Source organism: Levilactobacillus mulengensis (genome assembly GCF_003946045.1).
In the GTDB taxonomy this organism is placed as follows: domain Bacteria; phylum Bacillota; class Bacilli; order Lactobacillales; family Lactobacillaceae; genus Levilactobacillus; species Levilactobacillus mulengensis.
The window spans coordinates 113878-129763 of record NZ_RHNW01000001.1; the positions used below are offsets into that span (position 1 = coordinate 113878).

The window sequence follows — 15886 nt, forward strand, 5'->3', positions numbered from 1 at the left end:
TTGTGTAAGCGCTTAAAAACAGTGATCTATGATATGATGGTGCCAAAGGGGTGGAACACATGAAATTACGACAAGCAGTCGGGATTGTCCTGGGGTTAACTGTCGGCGTGACACTGGGGCTAGCTTCGGCTCAGACGGCGCAGGCTTCGCAGAAGTACACGGTGGTCTCAGAAAAGTGGCCGACTCAGCGACCAACTTATCGGGCAAAATATCCCAACAAGAAAGTTGCCATGTGGAATAAGAAACACACGAAACGGCACGGCTACTTGGCGGATAGGCCGAATACGACCTTCTCTCGGGCCTCAACCGTGGTCTTAAAGCACGGTCAAACGAAAGCCGTTTACTATTACCTCGTTGCGGGTGGAACCAAGGCCCATCCGAAGGCGACGGCCGGCTACGTTTGGCGGGGGTATGTGACGCAGGGGTTGGCGCTGGACCGGCTGAAGAGTCGCTACGTCCCAATGGGGTGGTTCACGAACAATCGGGACTACCAAGACTACCTCAAGCTTTCGCCAATTCAGGGCATCACCCGGGCAATAGCCAAATTATTGCCCAATATGAAATTAACCTATGACTTAACCAATATCGCGGCGTATGAATTTGGGCAGAAACTGGGTAACGAGGATCCGGCCCTGCCAATGGTTAAGAAGAGCGTGCTGAAGCCGAATAAGTATCAGCACGTGACCTATTTCACTAAAGTGACCGAATATCTGGCAACGAGTAACGCCGTCAGCACGACGAAGCGGGTCAAAAAGGTCAAGCAGATCTTGGCCAACGATTACGGCTACACGGCTGCCAAACTGGGAAAACTTAAGCACTATGAGATTGGGCTAAACGTCGAGGAGAATGTTAAGGGAAAACCTTCTATCGATAATGGTCCGAATGCAGAAAAGTTCTACGCGTTTGCGATTGGGCAACAAGTGGATTAGTGGGGCTAAAGATCTTAAGCCTGAATATTAACGTGATAGGAACCACCGCCATTTGAAACGCCGGTGGTTAAATACCAAACAAAAGTGGCCATCTTCTCAGAAATTGTTGAGAGGATGGCCACCTTATTTGTTAATAATCAATTAGTACGAGCGAAATTTAAATTTAATATTAACAAAAAAGGTTCTTTTCTTGTTAATATTTACAAATCTGATAAAATGAATCTAACTGTTAGAAGACATTTACGGAGGAAGTCAAATGAATAACGCTGTCGTGATTAATAATGTTCAAGGCTGGCTAAAGGCTAATAACCGGTCACAGAAGTGGTTGGCCGAGCAAATTGCCGTTACCCCAGGATTAATGAGTCAAATTTTTAGTGGTAAGCGCAAGCTACAGACGAAACAACTCATTAACATTGCGAGCGTCATTAATGTTCCTTTGGAGGAGCTGACCATGAGCCAGGCAGAACAAACCTTGCAGGTACCTAGCTTTCAGTTGCGCGGATCGTTGTCAAATGAAGGTTCGAAGCAAGCTTTTGATCAGTTACTTTGGGACATTGAACGTTACGTGGAATTAGAGGAGAGTGCTAATGGCAGATGATGTTAGGACCGTGTTTTCTGAAAACATTGCCGAGATTGCGGCCAATGCGTTTCTTACGGAGAACTTTGGTCTAGATATCTTCATGGGTGCCGATATTGAAAGTGTCCTATCAGCTAGAGCCCAGGTAATTTATCAGGACGTTGACGATTCAGAATACTCTGGTGCGGCAATTTCGTTTCGTCAACAAAATTTTGTTGTCTTAAATACTTGGCAGCCACTACGTGCACGGTATTATAGTGCGGCTCATGAACTATGGCACTTGGCCCTGAAAGCAGAACTCTTTGGTCCTGAGAACAAAAAAATTATGGCACAGGTCCAATTACCCTTATTTGATATGGAACGTGCAGCGGATCATTTTGCTGCTGCAGTGATGATGCCTAAGGAAGCCATGCTGGCAACCTGGTCAAAATATGTGGGGTTACAACCATCAACGGATAAACAAGTTGCTCAAGCCGCTATTGTGCGTATCGCAAACATTTCATCAATGCCTTATGTGGCGGTCACTCGGCGGTTGAAAGAGTTAGGACTCCTCTTAAGTAAAAGCTTAGTGAAATTGTCGGAAAGTGACTGGCGTGATTACGTCTGCCACTCAAATTTTCCACCCAGTTCCTTAGATCAGGCTGTCCATTTTAAAAAATTTGCTGGAATGGCTGAACTCATTAACCAGTTAGTGGCGAAACAGCAAATCACCTTGACGGAAGCTGCGAGCTTAGCGGCACATACTGAACCTCAGTTGGCGGTTGACCTTTTGAATAGACGGCAAGAACAAGTTGACCGACTCAGTGAGGGCAATGTGTGAATAGACGAGAAGCACGTGTCTTTCTCGACACGAATATGTTGATCTTTGCTATGCAGTACCACAAGGAAAATGTTTTTGAATGGATTGAGTTACTGTACGGCAACGTCTGGATCCACATGGATGTGCTAGCAGAGTTATTACAAGGTCGAGCAATTGTGGAACGTGAAATACGGCAGCGTAATTGGCAGATCTTTGACACCAGCAAGCTAACCGCAAACGAAAAGGTTATTTACGCCAGTTATGTGGCTGAAATTAAAAATGCTTTTCGCCAAATGAACTTAAAGCGTGCGGCTCAAGGAAAACGGGCGAAGAATACCGCTGATATTGGTGAAATTGCCACGTTAGCCGTTTGCTTACTCGAGGACGCTCAGCTTATTTGTAGCGATGACGCGGATATTCAAACGGTTGTTAGACAAGAGCAATATTCTTACATTGATGTGGATGGGGCGCAACATCTGATTGCCCAAGACTCGGCTGAAGACTTTTGTTTTTACTGTGTGGTCGAGGCGGGTATTGCGAAAACCAAGGCCCGACACTTCTACAAAACCTTGTTTGAAGATGCAACTGTTCGTGCACACAAGCTGGCAGCATTAGACACCCGTTTTAGAGCGTACATGGCTTTCGAGAAAAGTTAAGACGGCCTTTCGGAAAATCGGTGCAATGGGAAACTTATAGTGAAAGGTGTCCATCTTCTCAGAGATAATTGAGAGGATGGGCACCTTTTCGTGAAGACCCTGAGTTTGCTCAAAGCCATCCCGTATGTTACGGTTAAAGTCTACGGAAAAATGAGGAGTGACGCTAATGAGTGTGGTAGTCTGCCGTGACATGTCCGGCAAGAACGCATACACAGATTAGCCAGCAGCACGACCAACAATTCAAGGAACCTATGAAGCGTTCTGCCATGCTGTTCGCTGCAAGGAGAGAAAATGAATTTAAAAGAAATTACCCAATTAGATCAAATTTTAGCAAAGGTGGCGTCCTTTACCCACAGTACGCGGGCGGCCACGGCCATTCAAACCGCAACCAATCAGACCGACATCGCTAGCGTCCGCAAAGAACTGGCGCTGACGGCGGAAGCCCACCAGTTATTGGCCAATAACGTGGTCTTTACCTACTTTGACTTGGACCAGATGGATGCGCTACAGACGAAGCTGGATCAAGGGCTGATGTTAAACGCGCCACAGTTGGACCTCGTCAATCACTTTTTGATTAACCTACGGCGCTTAAAAACGACCCTGCAGGCTAACCAGCAACAGGCCACCCAGTTAACGGAACTATTGGCATCCTCGACGCAGCTCACCGGGCTCCAACAACGCTTGGAACACGTCATTGTGCATGGCCAGGTGGCGGATGATGCCACGCCGGAGTTAGCTGAGATTCGCCAAAAAATCGTTAAGCAACGGCAACAGGTGCAGACGGCACTGACGCAGTTTGTCCAGAAGCATCCCCATTCCGTCCAAAGCAAACGCCTGATCACTCGGAATGACCGGGTTTGTGTCCAGTTGAAGGCTGGCGAGAAGAATAAGTTTAAGGGCCAAATCATTGACCAATCCTCGACCGGCTCAACGGTCTTCTTTGAACCGGCAACGGTGGCGAAGAAGGGTGCCGTCCTCGCGGGGGTGATTGCGGACGAGAGCGCCGAGGTGTATCAATTACTGGTGACCTTAACGGGAGATGTCTTGGATAACTGGGACGCCCTGACCGAGAACCAAACGCTCCTCAGTCGGTTTGATCAAATCATGGCGCGGGGCCAGTACGGTTTGGAAACCGGCAGTCAGTTGCCCGCGCTCAATACGGATCAGCACGTGAAGATTGTCGCCGGTCGCCATCCTTTGTTAAAACATGCGGTGCCCCTCGATATTGAATTGACGCCGCAACAGGGTCTGATGATCACCGGTGCCAACTCCGGGGGCAAGACGGTCGTTTTGAAGACGATTGCGTTATTTGCCTTAATGATTCAGTTTGGCTTAGAATTGCCGGTTGACGCCGGGACGCAGATGCCCGTCTTCAGCCAGTTCTGGGTCGATATTGGTGATAACCAAAGCATCACGGCGCAGCTCAGTACCTTTGCCGCCGAGATGACGACGCTGGTCGACATGACCGATCACATTCAGGACAATGCCTTAGTCTTGCTCGATGAAATTGGGAGTGGGACCGATCCGGAAGAGGGGTCTGCCCTGAGTATTTCTATCATTGAGTATCTTCGCCAGAAAAAGGCAACGATTATTGCGACGACCCACTTCAGTGCCATCAAGGAGTACGCGGTGGACTGCCCGACGTTTATGACGGCCACCATGGCCTTTGATCCAAAAACGCTGGAGCCCACGTATCACCTGTTGCTTAACCAGGTGGGGGCTAGTGAGGCCGTGTGGCTAGCCGAGCGGTTGGGTTTGTCCCCAGCCATCTTGGCCGATACCCGGCAACGACTCGCAACTAAGGAAGCTAAGTAAATTTACGCTAAAAAGAGTTTGCGAAAACAATGGTAGAACATTTGAATTATTACAATTACCATCATATTAAAACAAAATTGGCTGGCATGCTCTCGGTAAAATACCGAGAATATGCCAGCCAATTTTATTGCTTAGAAACTTATTCCAAATAGCTCAGAATCATTTATTATTTTTGAGATATTTAAGACTATGAATAACAGTTTCTACGAGAAATGTCACAAAGGTTAGTATCAAATAACTGGTACATAGAACATCAAATATAAGAGATTCTGGGAGAAAGAATAAAACAATTTGAAGTGTTATAACGGGTCCAGACAACACAAACAAAACTCTAAAAAATTTGGAGTAATTTTTAAACAACTTATTTGTCTTAGCTTGGCCTCTAACATAACGATTAAATAGCTTATTCATTGAATTGTACTCCTTTCCAAGAATCTATATTATTTTTTGTGGATGCTAGTCCAGTGACGCACAACGAAGTGAATGCCAGTCTTAGTATTCCCAGCTTTGACTGTTTGAGAAATAGCACCAACCATGCTCTTTACAGCACCGACATAATTTTCACCGGCAGCTTCCACAATGATTTTCACTAAATCGGCTGCTCCCCATCCAGCATGCATTGCTGTTAACACTGTTTTTCCAATGTAAATATCCATATTCCCATGTTTAATTGCGCCATGGAAGTTAACATGAATTTTACCACTATAACTGCGATTTTCGGAAAATGCCCGATTATTAAGTGCAGCGTCATAGGCTCCAGCAATAGATGAGTCCATAATTGTAATGTCAGTATCATTTCCGTTATGCTTAACAATAGTGTGGTCCGCAATCATTTGTTGCATTTTTTGAGTCTGTTCAGGTGTCAATTGACTAACATCAATTTGACCATCGCCTTGAGCATTGTTATCTGAATTCGTATCACTTGTCCGATCTGGCCATAATTGATTGATTAGGTCGTTAAGATTCCCTGAGTCAGTTGAAGCAGTTGGAGCGGTAGTACTAGTGGATGTTGTTACGCTACTTGCATGGGCCTGAGTTACACTTCCAATTGCAGTTACCCCAACCATACTTAAAAGTACAGTGGATATAATGCAATAGATGTTCCTTTGATTAAAGTGTTCATAATAAATTTTATCCCCGTGTTGCATGTATTTGTCCTCTGAATAACAATATATATTATTTCGTGCGCACTAAATTAATACTAAAATTGTTTTTCCCCCGGAACGAATCTAAATTATAGACTTAAGATCTTGATAATTCAATGGTTTTTGCTAATTAATTGAACTTTTTGTGATTTTTTTGTGAACATTTCTCTAACTGAGTGAATTTTTGCGTGGATCATAATTGAAGTGAATAACAACTTTTTCCCATCGTTCATTTTAACGAAGGCCGTCTGGCTGGCCGAGCGGTTGGGCTTGTCCCCAGCTATCTTGGCCGACACCCGGCAGCGACTTGCCGCTAAGGAAGCTAAGTAAATCCACAGTAAAAGGCGGTAACCGGTTGTGGTTGCCGTCTTTTACTGTGGAAATTAGTCTACGAGGACGGTGACTTGAAAAACTGAACGTCGCTATTACCAATTATTCTCAGCATGGCACTGGTAAATTCACAAAAGTAACTGGCACGTCTGAATGTCTTTACTTCTCGTTGATTCCGCCTAGACTAGGCAATCAGTAGAGGGAGGGTGCCTATATGGATCAGAAAACTGGAATTATCGAACGTTACTTTGAATTGTCCGACTTGGCTTCTAGTAATGAGCAGGCATTAAAAGACATCATTGACTTATTCTCTTCAGTTGCTGTTGTTAAGGGAGCCAATGGATTTGTCGCCAACACGCCAGCAAAAGTCACGAGTTTCTTTACGCATTTCTTTCAAGACAATCGAGAACTACATCATCTTTGTCATGTTGTGATGGATGATAGTGTTTATAAGGCGGAATGGGTCGTCGCGGGCCGTAAGCGTAGTGGTGAGCTGTTTGCCTATCACGGATTTGATAACTATGAGTTTGATCAAGATGGTAAAATCAAATTTTTGCAGGTCGAAATTATTCAGTGAGTGACTGCATCGAAAAAAAGAATTGGCCTTGGAAATTTAACGATTTTCGAGGTCAATTTTTATGCGCATTAGCGCACCGCTAGTTTTCCATCGAATTAGTCGGCTAGGCCTTCGTTTTGCGGTAAACTTAAGTCAGCAAGTAAACACCAAATACGTTGAAGAAATCGAGGGAGTCGTATGTTAACGGACAAACAGATTGTGTGGGCCATTCACCAAATGGAAGAAGAAATGGGACCAGTTGGGCCATCCCTGGACTCGCGGACACCCTTTCAATATTTAGTCTCAGTGATTCTGAGTGCGCAGGCGACCGATGTGTCGGTGAATAAGGTCACCCCCACGCTGTTTGCCAAGTATCCCGAACCCAAAGATTTAATGGCAGCCAACGTGACCGACGTTGAGCTGATCATCAAGAGTGTCGGGCTCTTTCACAACAAGGCGCGCAACATCATCAAGACGGCGCGCATCGTGCACGAAGAGCTTAACGACGTGGTGCCAACCGACCGAAAGGGGATCATGGCCTTGCCAGGGGCGGGGCGGAAGACGGCCAACGTGGTCTTGAGCGACGTCTTTGACCAGCCAACCTTTGCGGTGGATACCCACGTTTCGGCCATCTCCAAGCGGCTGCATTTTGTGGACCAGTCGGCATCCCCCCTACAGGTCGAAAATAAAATTGTGAGCGTGCTCCAACCAGAAGAGTTACACCGCGCCCACCACACCATGATTGAGTTTGGCCGGAAATATTCCATGAAGCTGACACCGGACAAGGAAGTTTGCCAGTTGATTATTGACTGTGATAAGTTGAATGAGGAAAATGAGGCTGAGGTCTAAAGTTAGTAAGCCCCATCCTGAAATTAGGGCTACCCGTTTAACATCCGATTAAGTGCCTGGCGACTCGTAACTATATTCTCTGGGTGCTTGTTGCCACTGATAACATCTGCCATTTCTAGAATGGATTCAATGACTTCATCAGTGGGCTGGGCAAACTGCGTGGATAGGCCATGTTCTGCGATATGAGTAAGAACCATTCGCGTATATTCGCTGATTGTTAGACCATTTTTAGCAAGGACATTTTGCGCCCTTAACTTAATAACCGGGCTGATTCGAAAGTTAATCTGATCATTTGCCTTAGTGTGCATAGAAAAACACCTCCAATCATCATCGTACACGGTGCAAGATGTTAGTGTATGGAGATAGCTTAGAATAATCACCTCTTTAGAAATTCATTGGCATCTTGGGATTGATGGTCTAGGCTGTGGGCAATTTGTTGATTTAATTGTTATGAATAATATTTCTGTTGCCTGTATAAATTTTTAGAGACTTGCGGGGTCGAATACGCTATGATAGACAGTGAGCAAAAGATCCCTGAAGGAGGCCATCAACATGGCAGATGTCTTATTAGTCATAGATCTTCAAAATGGTGTTTGTTACGGCGACGAAACCGCTGTGAACTTGCCCCAAGTTATCGCGGGTGTTAACGCACGAATTGCGGCGTACCGGCAAACGAAAAAGCCCATCGTCTTCGTCCAACACACGGACGCAGACCTGGTCAAGGGTACACACGATTGGGAATTCATTCCCGAGTTGGCTTACCGGGACACGGATCCCGTTGTAAGCAAGACGCACGCCAATGCCTTTTACCACACCAACTTACGGCGCGTTCTAACCGGATTTGCCGCAGAATCCTTGGAAATTTGTGGGGCCCAAACGGAGTACTGTGTCGACACCACGGTTAAGGTGGCTCATGGTATCGGGTATGACTTGGAAATGACGCGGGGGTTAACAACGACCGTGGACAACCCATTCATGACGGCTGAACAAACCATTGCCTTCTTTGAGGGCATTTGGGATAAGCGCTTTGTCACGATGCGAGAAGCGTAATCACATAATTTAATGTCATTTCAAAGGCGCCTTGAGCTGAATTTTATCAGTCGAGGCGTCTTTTTATGCAGAAATTTTTAGTGAGAGCGCTTGAAGAGCCACAGTAAGCCCCCCAAGAATACAGCCAATCAGGAGGGCCCGAATGCCCCAGCCAATCAGCCAGAGCGTTAAGAGTTGCGGCAATAGGTGGGGCCAATCAATCGTTAGGTTCATGAACATAGTTATTAGCCTCCTGTTGATAGGTTAAGAGAATGCGACCAGCCGAGTGCGCCGTCATCAGACGATGCTGGGCGGTCTTGACGGCGGTAAACGGCAGCCGTTCTTGAATCACGGCGGTGAGGGTTCCCGTGGCTAGCTGGTCGAGTAACCACCGGTAGTCGCCGGGCATGATGGCGCCACTGGCGAAGGTAAATGATTGTTCCGGAAAAGCTGGCTGATAATCCGGTAACGCAAGTGACAAGATATTTACCGGTCCCAGTCGAGCGCTTAAATGAGCTAGTAAGGACGCATTGCCGGCTAAATCAATGAGTTGGTCGACATTAGTCGTTGTCAGTTGTTCTTCTAGTGGTCGGTCGTAGTCCAGTACTTGTTCGGCACCCAAATCAATTAGTAACGAGTGACGGCTGGAATGTCCCACGGCAATGACGTGACAGCCTGCCAACCGGGCCAACTGGACCAGGTAGGTGCCGACACTCCCGGTGGCGCCGGTGATGAGCACCGTTTCACCCGCGGTCAACTGGGACTTTTTCAAGGCGAAGTAAGCGGCGTCGGCACCGCCAATCACGGTCGTGGCAGCGGCCAGGGATACGCCCTGAGGGACCGGAAGCAGAAGTGGCGGTAACGTTGAGAGCAGTTGTTCCTGGTGACTTCCCGTCAGTTGGATGCCAATCACGGGTTGGTTACGTAAGCGGGCGTTTCGTAACTGACCAACCTCACGGACAATCCCGCCGAAGCCGTAGCCCACCACGATGGGCAGTTTGGCCGGTCGTCGTTGCTTCAATTGACCGGTTTCGGTGAGTACGTCGTAGGGCATGACCGGGGTGTAGTGGGTCTCGACTCTGACAGCGAGCGGATTCAGCAATTTTGGCGTAGGCATCGTCACGAAGGTCAACGCGTCGATGCCGTTGTAGGAGTCTTGCACGATAGCTTGCATTAACTGAGCACCTCCCGAGAGGATTCGGCGAGAGCAGTTAGATGATGCAGTTTCTGAGCAAAGGCCTGTTGGGCAATGGGTGCCAACAAGCGCAAGGGTAGTGGCAGGCCACCGGTGCTGGTGACGCGGAGTTCCTCGGTGAGGATGGTGTGCGTCGCTTCTGTGGCTAGGCTGAAGACGAGGTCATAGGCCAATCGGCCGCCCTGACTGTGATAGACAATTTGGTCGGCAGTTGTCGTGACGGCTAGGTCTTCATGTTCATTGAGAGCGGGCAGTCGACGGGTGAGCTGAAAGTTACCCGTGGTCGTGGGAACGACTTGGGTGATCTCCTCATCCCACAGGGGTAAGTTTTCCGGGTGGACGAGAATTGTGCGTAGACGGTCGGGCCGAGCATGGGTACTGATGACGTTTTGAAATAAGTTTTCTGACATTGAAAAAGGCCTCCTTTGATTGGATGGCCTTACTTTAAACGTTTTATCCGCCAGTTAAAAATCAGAATACTGATAGTCTAAAATTTTTCGGGCACCTTTTCGTGAAACAGGTCCGATAAAAATTGTTGTTTCTGCCGGGCGGCTTCGGCATCGTTGGCGTGACCCGCCTGCTCGGCAAGTTCTGCCAGCAGGCGGTAACTGTTGGCCAGCATGTAGTGCGAGTCATGGTCGGTGATGTAGGTGATTCCTGCTAGGAGCCGCTCGGTGGCAACCGTGGCATCCTGCAAAAAGTAGGCGGTCAGAGCGGCCAGGTAGAAGAGGATATTGTTATTTTCTTCGTAGGGACCTTGGTCGAGGTTAGCGAGCGCCTGCGTGATTAACTGCGCTGCACTTTCTGGTAGCTGTTGCTTGGCGTGCACGGTGGCTAGCGAAGCCAAAGCCAAGCGGGTCAGTGTGGTGGGCGTCCGTTCCTCGGTCATGGTCGTGGCAAACTGGAGATTCTGCTCGGCGGCAGTGCGTGTCGGGGCGACGTGCAGTTGGGCCACGCCCAGATAGTAGTAATAAGCCTGTGTCTGTTGGGCGGTGGTCACGGCGTCTTGGGTACTGGGAGCCGTTAAAAAGTTGGCCAGTTCCTGGTAGCGATGCTGATTACAGAGCCGCTGCATGTGGGCGTTCAACTGATCATCCCCGCTAATGGCAAAGTCGGTCGCCAGACTGATTTCATCGAGTGAAATATCTAGACGGTGGCAGAGCGCCAGCAAGAGCTTAGCATTGGGCGTGTACCGGTCATTTTCGATGGCTGACAACATGGACTGGGCGCAAATGCCAGCCGCAATGGTCTTTTGTGAGCGGTGCTGGTGCTGACGAACTTGCTTGAGTGTGCTTCCGAGTGACATGGCAATTCCCCCCCTGGATGAGTGATTAGGTCCAATTTACCTGGTTGTGCGGGTGAATACCAGGGATTCGTATTATTTGTTTCAAAATAGGGGTATACTGTGTAAAATTGTCGTTAAGGGGAGAAAGTTCACATGTTAAAAGTTTACGTTCATTTGAGCGCGCGACGAGAAGCACGGATGATTAAGACTTTTCGGCCAAGCACTAATTTTTTCGAAAAAAACGGCAGGTTGGGAACAACGGTTGTAACGTCTACAGCCCAACAGATGCGCATGCATGATCTATTTGCTAACTGGGACGATGATGGTGAGCGAGACCAAGAAATGGATTGGGGAAAACCAACTGGCCATGAATTACCATGGTAAATGGTTTGTGCTTGCCAAAAATTTGAGCATAAATTCGAAGTTGTCTTAGTGAGCAAGTGGTCACTCCCCTAAAAGATTGTACCTTTATAACATCTTAATATATTACAGTCGAAATACCATTGACACATTTCTGTAACATGCCTATACTAGCTTTAATCTTTGGAAGAGGAGTGGGATTACATGAAAAAATCTTTAGTATTGATGACTGTTTTAGGCATGGTTGCGCCGTTGGCATTGGCTGTACCAGCTTCTGCTAAGAGCACGACGGCTGTCGCTACTGCGGCAACGGCTAAGCAAAGTAAGACCTATACCATCGCTTCATCTAACTTCTTCAAGCAGGCCAAGACGGTGCACACCAAGGATGCCAAACCGGTCGTTTACAAGGCCAGCATCGCCGCTGATCGGCCAACTATGACGTTGACGGCTAAGGGGAAGCTGAAGTCAGGCACCACTTACAAAGTTACGAAGCAAGCTACTCTGAAATTAACCGCCAAGAAAAACCAGACCTATAGCTACGTTAAGGGTCAGGGCTGGGTTGTTGCCAGCAAGTTAACGGCCGGAAAGTTTAAGGCTGCTGACAGTGTGAAGGCAAAGTCTGTGAGCTACACCATCGTGTCATCCAGCTTCTTCAAACAAGCCAAGACGATGCATACCAAGGATGCCAAGCCAGTCGTTTACAAGGCAGCCATTGCCGCCGACCGGCCAACCGCTAAGTTGACGGTCAAGGGTCACCTAAAGGCCGGCACGACTTACAAAGTTACGAAGCAATTGAAATTAAAGAATTCAGCAAAGAAGACCCAAACGTTTAGCTACGTTAAGGGTCAAGGCTGGGTCTTGAAGAGCGCCTTAACCAGTGGGCAATTCAAGAACGCTGACTAGTTGGGGAATTAGTTAAGGCGTGAATGGTCACTGAAGTAAGGGACGTAAAGCATCGGTCATCCGAGAGGTGGCGGTGCTTTTTTGTTTATTAAGGACTAAGCAGAAAACCGGCGATTTTAATCGCGGGATGAATGCCAGAACTTAATAACTTTTCTCAAAACATACGTTCCCCTAGAGAGCTAAATATGGTATACTTAATCCAATCTACAGGGGAGGTATCCGTTGGTTAAATTAGGGCGAACGATTAAGCTGAGACTCTATCCAGACACGAATCAAGCAGATAAATTTCTAGCAATGAGTCAAGAGTATCAACGATTAGCTAATATTGTCAGTCAATGGATTTTTGATCATGAGTTTCAACTAAGCTGGTTAAAAATCAATCACCAACTGTACAAAATATTTAGACAAGAATCACCGCTCAATAGTCAGATGGTCCAATCCGTTTTTCGGACAGTTGTGGCTCGCTACAAGACTGTTCAGGAACAAATGAAGCAACATCCTTACCGTTACCAGAACGAGGAAAAGAAGTGGGTTCAAGTTCCTAGAGACCTGAACTGGTTAGTACAACCCATCCAGTTTCGTCGGCCACAAGCAGACTTGGTACGTCAGAGTAATTACTCTTTTGTAGACAAGATGCAACAAATCTCGATAACCACTCTAGGTAAACGGACTAAGTTGGGATTCACTGAGAAAGGATTCGAGAAATACTTCACCGAGGATTGGAAACTGGGTACCGCTAAGCTGGTCCACACCCAGGGTAAGTGGTTTTTGCATATTGGTATCACAAAGGAAACTAGTGATTTCAATTCCAAGGAAAACCCGCAAATTGTAGGTGTCGACCGTGGCCTGCGTTTTCTAGCAACTGCCTTTGATAGTGAAGGGAAAACACTATTCTTTGATGGGCAAAAAATCTTACTTAAGCGGAAGAAGTTCTTAGAGATCCGTCGACAATTACAAAGTAAGGGTACCAAATCTGCCAAGAAGAAGCTGAAGCGACTGGCTCAACGAGAGAACTGCTGGATGACCGATGTGAATCATCGGTTAGCTAAGACACTCGTTTCACGATATGGATCGCATACACTCTTTGTTTTGGAAGACTTAACCAACGTGACATTCAACATCGATGATCTGCCTAAGTCCTTGCGTAATAGCCATCGTTCATGGGCCTTTTTTCAGCTAGAATCGTTCTTGACGTACAAGGCTCAGGCTATTCAAAGCACCGTTGTGAAAGTGAGTCCAGCATTCACTTCGCAGAGATGTCCCAAGTGTGGCCTAGTTGAGAAGACCAATCGTCATCACGAAACTCATGAGTATTGGTGCTCTCAATGTCAGTATCGTTGTAATGACGATCGATTAGGAGCCATGAATATTGAGATGCTTGGACGGGATTGGTTGAGTGGTGTCAAGCACCCAAAAATTAAGAAGCTAACAACTGCTGGGTAAACCTGGCAGTTAAACGGGTAGCCGTCAATTACCCGATGATGTTGCCACTACGAGTAGGAGTGCCTAACCGGGCATGTTGGACTACTGCGTCGCCAGACACGTGAGCGACAAGCCTCTGAATTTATTCAGGGGCAATTGACTTTGGCATCAATAATCAGTCATTTTTACCGCACCATTTCAACCACTTACCCAGTAAAAATCACCACTTAACCCAATCACCGAGACGCCACGCGCGCTTACGGTGTATTCTCCTGGCATAGGAGATGAGGCAGATGCTATTAGAAGCGCAACACTTAACCAAGACCTTTGGGGAGCACGTCGCTGTCAATGCAGTCGACCTGCAGATTGAAAAGGGGAGTTTCACCGCATTGCTGGGGCCAAATGGGGCGGGCAAGTCGACGACCATGAACATGCTGATTGGTCTGCTACAACCAACGGCTGGCCGGGTAATTTACGACCATGACCCCAAGCTGGGCGTGGTCTTTCAGGGCAGCGTGCTGGATGACATCTTAACGGTCCGAGAAAATTTACAGGTTCGCGCCGGCCAGTACCGGCACGTCCCCGCCGACCGGGTCACCGTTTTGAGCCAACAACTGGGACTCACCGCGTTTATGGCCCAACGCTACGGCACCTTATCCGGTGGGCAACGACGGCGCGTCGATATCGCCCGGGCTCTAATCAACAATCCAGACATTTTATTCTTGGATGAGCCCACGACCGGTCTGGATATTCAGACGCGGCTGGCCATCTGGACGCTGGTCCAACGGTTGCAGCGGGAGAAACAGCTGACCGTCATCCTGACCACACACTACCTGGATGAGGCCGACTCGGCGGACAACGTCATCGTGATTGATCATGGCCGAATCCTGGCTCAGGGTACGGCGGCTGATATCAAGACTCGCTACGCGGCGGACCGATTGACGCTGACCTCTCCGGACGTGGTGCAACTGGCAGCTCGGGTGGCTCGGCAGCCAATCCGGCGCACTGCCAATCAGCTAACTTTTAGCTTACCAACGATGCAGGCGGCGCTCGACATTTTAACGGCCAATCGGTCATTGATCAGTAACTTTGAATTCCGGCCGGGCACCATGGATGATGCCTTCTTGGCCTTAACGGGAAAGGAGATGCGGTAACATGCTAGCCATGATCAAACGCAATTTACTACTATACTTTCGGGATCACAGCGGGGTTTTCTTCTCACTCTTGGGGGCCCTCATCTCGTTTGTGCTATACCTGGTCTTTCTGAAGAAAAATATGTTAGCAAGTTGGCACCAAATGCCGGATGCCAAGTTATTGCTCGACACGTGGTTGATTGGGGGTACATTGGCGATTACCAGCATCACGACGACCCTCACTAGTCTGGCGTTGATGGTCACGGATAAGGAAAAACACATTGCGGACGACTTGACGTTGACCGATGCCGGTCCGCTGCGCCTATTTACCAGCTACCTGATCAGTGCCGCGGTGATTGGCACGCTGACACAGCTGGCGATGTTTGGCATCATGTGGGGTGGCTTTTATCTGACGGATGGCTTAACACTGTCGGGCACGGCCATTCTGAACACGCTGGGACTCATGGTCACGAGCTCTTTGTTGGCGGTGGTGGTGAATGCGGCCATTGTCCAAGGCATTCACACGGTGGACAGTTTAGGCAAGCTGGGGACAATCATCGGGACCGCGGCCGGGTTTCTGGTGGGCACGTACATCCCCATTGGGGCCTTGCCTAGTTTCGCACAGAGTATGGTCAAATTCATCCCCGGCAGCTACGTGGCGGCGCTCTACCGGCAATTTCTGATGGACGACAAGCTGAAAACGGCCTTTGCTGGCCATTTAGCAACCCGCCACACCTTTGAACGATTGATGGGTGTCCGACTAACCTGGTCGACCTTGTTGACCCAACAGGAAACTTACCTCATAATGGGATTAATCTTTAGCGGTACCGTGGCGCTGGTATTTGGGCTGAAATGGTTGCAGATTCAGCACCGACGCCAGTACCTGCGCGAACGGTAATCTAA

20 protein-coding genes are annotated in these 15886 nt (G+C 48.0%); 14 read left to right on the top strand and 6 right to left on the bottom strand.

What is annotated here, in order from left to right:
* Positions 1-59 precede the first annotated feature (59 nt).
* The 5 genes from EKM84_RS00510 to EKM84_RS00530 all read left to right on the top strand — a co-directional run bounded on the left by EKM84_RS00510 (position 60) and on the right by EKM84_RS00530 (position 4776).
* Positions 60-929, top strand: coding sequence for a hypothetical protein (locus tag EKM84_RS00510; protein WP_125762550.1), 870 nt, complete (start codon positions 60-62; stop codon positions 927-929).
* Between the two features lie 256 nt (positions 930-1185).
* On the top strand, positions 1186-1527 hold the full coding sequence (locus EKM84_RS00515) for a helix-turn-helix domain-containing protein (RefSeq protein ID WP_125762553.1): 342 nt from the start codon (positions 1186-1188) through the stop codon (positions 1525-1527).
* Entirely contained in the window at positions 1517-2326 is an 810-nt protein-coding gene (locus EKM84_RS00520) for an ImmA/IrrE family metallo-endopeptidase (RefSeq protein WP_125762555.1), read from the top strand. The genes EKM84_RS00515 and EKM84_RS00520 overlap by 11 nt, the downstream gene beginning before the upstream one ends.
* Positions 2323-2961, top strand: a complete 639-nt coding sequence (locus EKM84_RS00525) for a hypothetical protein (protein WP_164511258.1) — start codon at positions 2323-2325, stop codon at positions 2959-2961. Before EKM84_RS00520 ends, EKM84_RS00525 begins: the two co-directional genes overlap by 4 nt.
* Positions 2962-3252: 291 nt before the next feature.
* Complete coding sequence (locus tag EKM84_RS00530) at positions 3253-4776, top strand: endonuclease MutS2 (RefSeq protein ID WP_125762559.1); 1524 nt, start codon at positions 3253-3255, stop codon at positions 4774-4776.
* A gap of 440 nt (positions 4777-5216) precedes the next feature.
* Here the strand turns inward: EKM84_RS00530 and EKM84_RS00535 are convergent, their stop codons facing one another.
* Positions 5217-5924, bottom strand: a complete 708-nt coding sequence (locus tag EKM84_RS00535; RefSeq protein ID WP_125762561.1) for a hypothetical protein — start codon at positions 5922-5924, stop codon at positions 5217-5219.
* Positions 5925-6125: 201 nt separating this feature from the next.
* Here EKM84_RS00535 and EKM84_RS14385 point away from each other — a divergent pair, with 201 nt between their 5' ends.
* From EKM84_RS14385 to EKM84_RS00545, 3 genes are all read left to right on the top strand, one after another.
* Positions 6126-6251, top strand: a complete 126-nt coding sequence (locus tag EKM84_RS14385) for a hypothetical protein (protein ID WP_263853617.1) — start codon at positions 6126-6128, stop codon at positions 6249-6251.
* Between the two features lie 214 nt (positions 6252-6465).
* Positions 6466-6828, top strand: coding sequence for a hypothetical protein (locus tag EKM84_RS00540; RefSeq protein ID WP_125762563.1), 363 nt, complete (start codon positions 6466-6468; stop codon positions 6826-6828).
* A gap of 177 nt (positions 6829-7005) precedes the next feature.
* Positions 7006-7656 carry an endonuclease III domain-containing protein gene (locus EKM84_RS00545; protein WP_125762565.1) on the top strand — a complete coding sequence of 217 codons (651 nt, stop codon included), beginning with the start codon at positions 7006-7008 and terminating at the stop codon, positions 7654-7656.
* Positions 7657-7685: 29 nt separating this feature from the next.
* Here EKM84_RS00545 and EKM84_RS00550 read toward each other — a convergent pair whose 3' ends face one another.
* Positions 7686-7964 (bottom strand): type II toxin-antitoxin system RelB/DinJ family antitoxin, encoded by a 279-nt coding sequence (locus tag EKM84_RS00550; RefSeq protein WP_125762567.1) that lies wholly within the window; start codon positions 7962-7964, stop codon positions 7686-7688.
* Between the two features lie 244 nt (positions 7965-8208).
* Here EKM84_RS00550 and EKM84_RS00555 point away from each other — a divergent pair, with 244 nt between their 5' ends.
* Positions 8209-8706: a cysteine hydrolase family protein gene (locus EKM84_RS00555; protein WP_125762569.1), complete on the top strand. Its 498-nt coding sequence runs from the start codon at positions 8209-8211 to the stop codon at positions 8704-8706.
* 63 nt (positions 8707-8769) lie between these two features.
* On the opposite strand, the gene EKM84_RS14085 is transcribed toward EKM84_RS00555, so the two are convergent.
* The 4 genes from EKM84_RS14085 to EKM84_RS00570 all read right to left on the bottom strand — a co-directional run bounded on the left by EKM84_RS14085 (position 8770) and on the right by EKM84_RS00570 (position 11186).
* On the bottom strand, positions 8770-8925 hold the full coding sequence (locus EKM84_RS14085; protein WP_164511259.1) for a hypothetical protein: 156 nt from the start codon (positions 8923-8925) through the stop codon (positions 8770-8772).
* Positions 8903-9859, bottom strand: coding sequence for a zinc-binding dehydrogenase (locus EKM84_RS00560; protein ID WP_125762571.1), 957 nt, complete (start codon positions 9857-9859; stop codon positions 8903-8905). Before EKM84_RS00560 ends, EKM84_RS14085 begins: the two co-directional genes overlap by 23 nt.
* Positions 9859-10290 (bottom strand): SRPBCC family protein, encoded by a 432-nt coding sequence (locus EKM84_RS00565; RefSeq protein ID WP_125762573.1) that lies wholly within the window; start codon positions 10288-10290, stop codon positions 9859-9861. The genes EKM84_RS00560 and EKM84_RS00565 overlap by 1 nt, the downstream gene beginning before the upstream one ends.
* Before the next feature lie 77 nt (positions 10291-10367).
* Positions 10368-11186: a helix-turn-helix transcriptional regulator gene (locus tag EKM84_RS00570; RefSeq protein WP_125762575.1), complete on the bottom strand. Its 819-nt coding sequence runs from the start codon at positions 11184-11186 to the stop codon at positions 10368-10370.
* 132 nt (positions 11187-11318) lie between these two features.
* Between EKM84_RS00570 and EKM84_RS14285 the strand changes: the two genes are divergently transcribed.
* The 5 genes from EKM84_RS14285 (at position 11319) to EKM84_RS00595 (ending at position 15881) form a co-directional block, all read left to right on the top strand.
* Positions 11319-11549, top strand: a complete 231-nt coding sequence (locus EKM84_RS14285; protein WP_225418105.1) for a hypothetical protein — start codon at positions 11319-11321, stop codon at positions 11547-11549.
* Positions 11550-11729: 180 nt separating this feature from the next.
* Positions 11730-12428: a hypothetical protein gene (locus EKM84_RS00580; protein WP_125762577.1), complete on the top strand. Its 699-nt coding sequence runs from the start codon at positions 11730-11732 to the stop codon at positions 12426-12428.
* Between the two features lie 222 nt (positions 12429-12650).
* Positions 12651-13871: an RNA-guided endonuclease InsQ/TnpB family protein gene (locus EKM84_RS00585; protein WP_125762579.1), complete on the top strand. Its 1221-nt coding sequence runs from the start codon at positions 12651-12653 to the stop codon at positions 13869-13871.
* A 272-nt stretch (positions 13872-14143) separates the two neighbouring features.
* Positions 14144-15004, top strand: a complete 861-nt coding sequence (locus EKM84_RS00590; protein ID WP_125762581.1) for an ABC transporter ATP-binding protein — start codon at positions 14144-14146, stop codon at positions 15002-15004.
* Between the two features lies 1 nt (position 15005).
* Positions 15006-15881: an ABC transporter permease gene (locus EKM84_RS00595; protein WP_125762583.1), complete on the top strand. Its 876-nt coding sequence runs from the start codon at positions 15006-15008 to the stop codon at positions 15879-15881.
* Positions 15882-15886 lie beyond the last annotated feature (5 nt).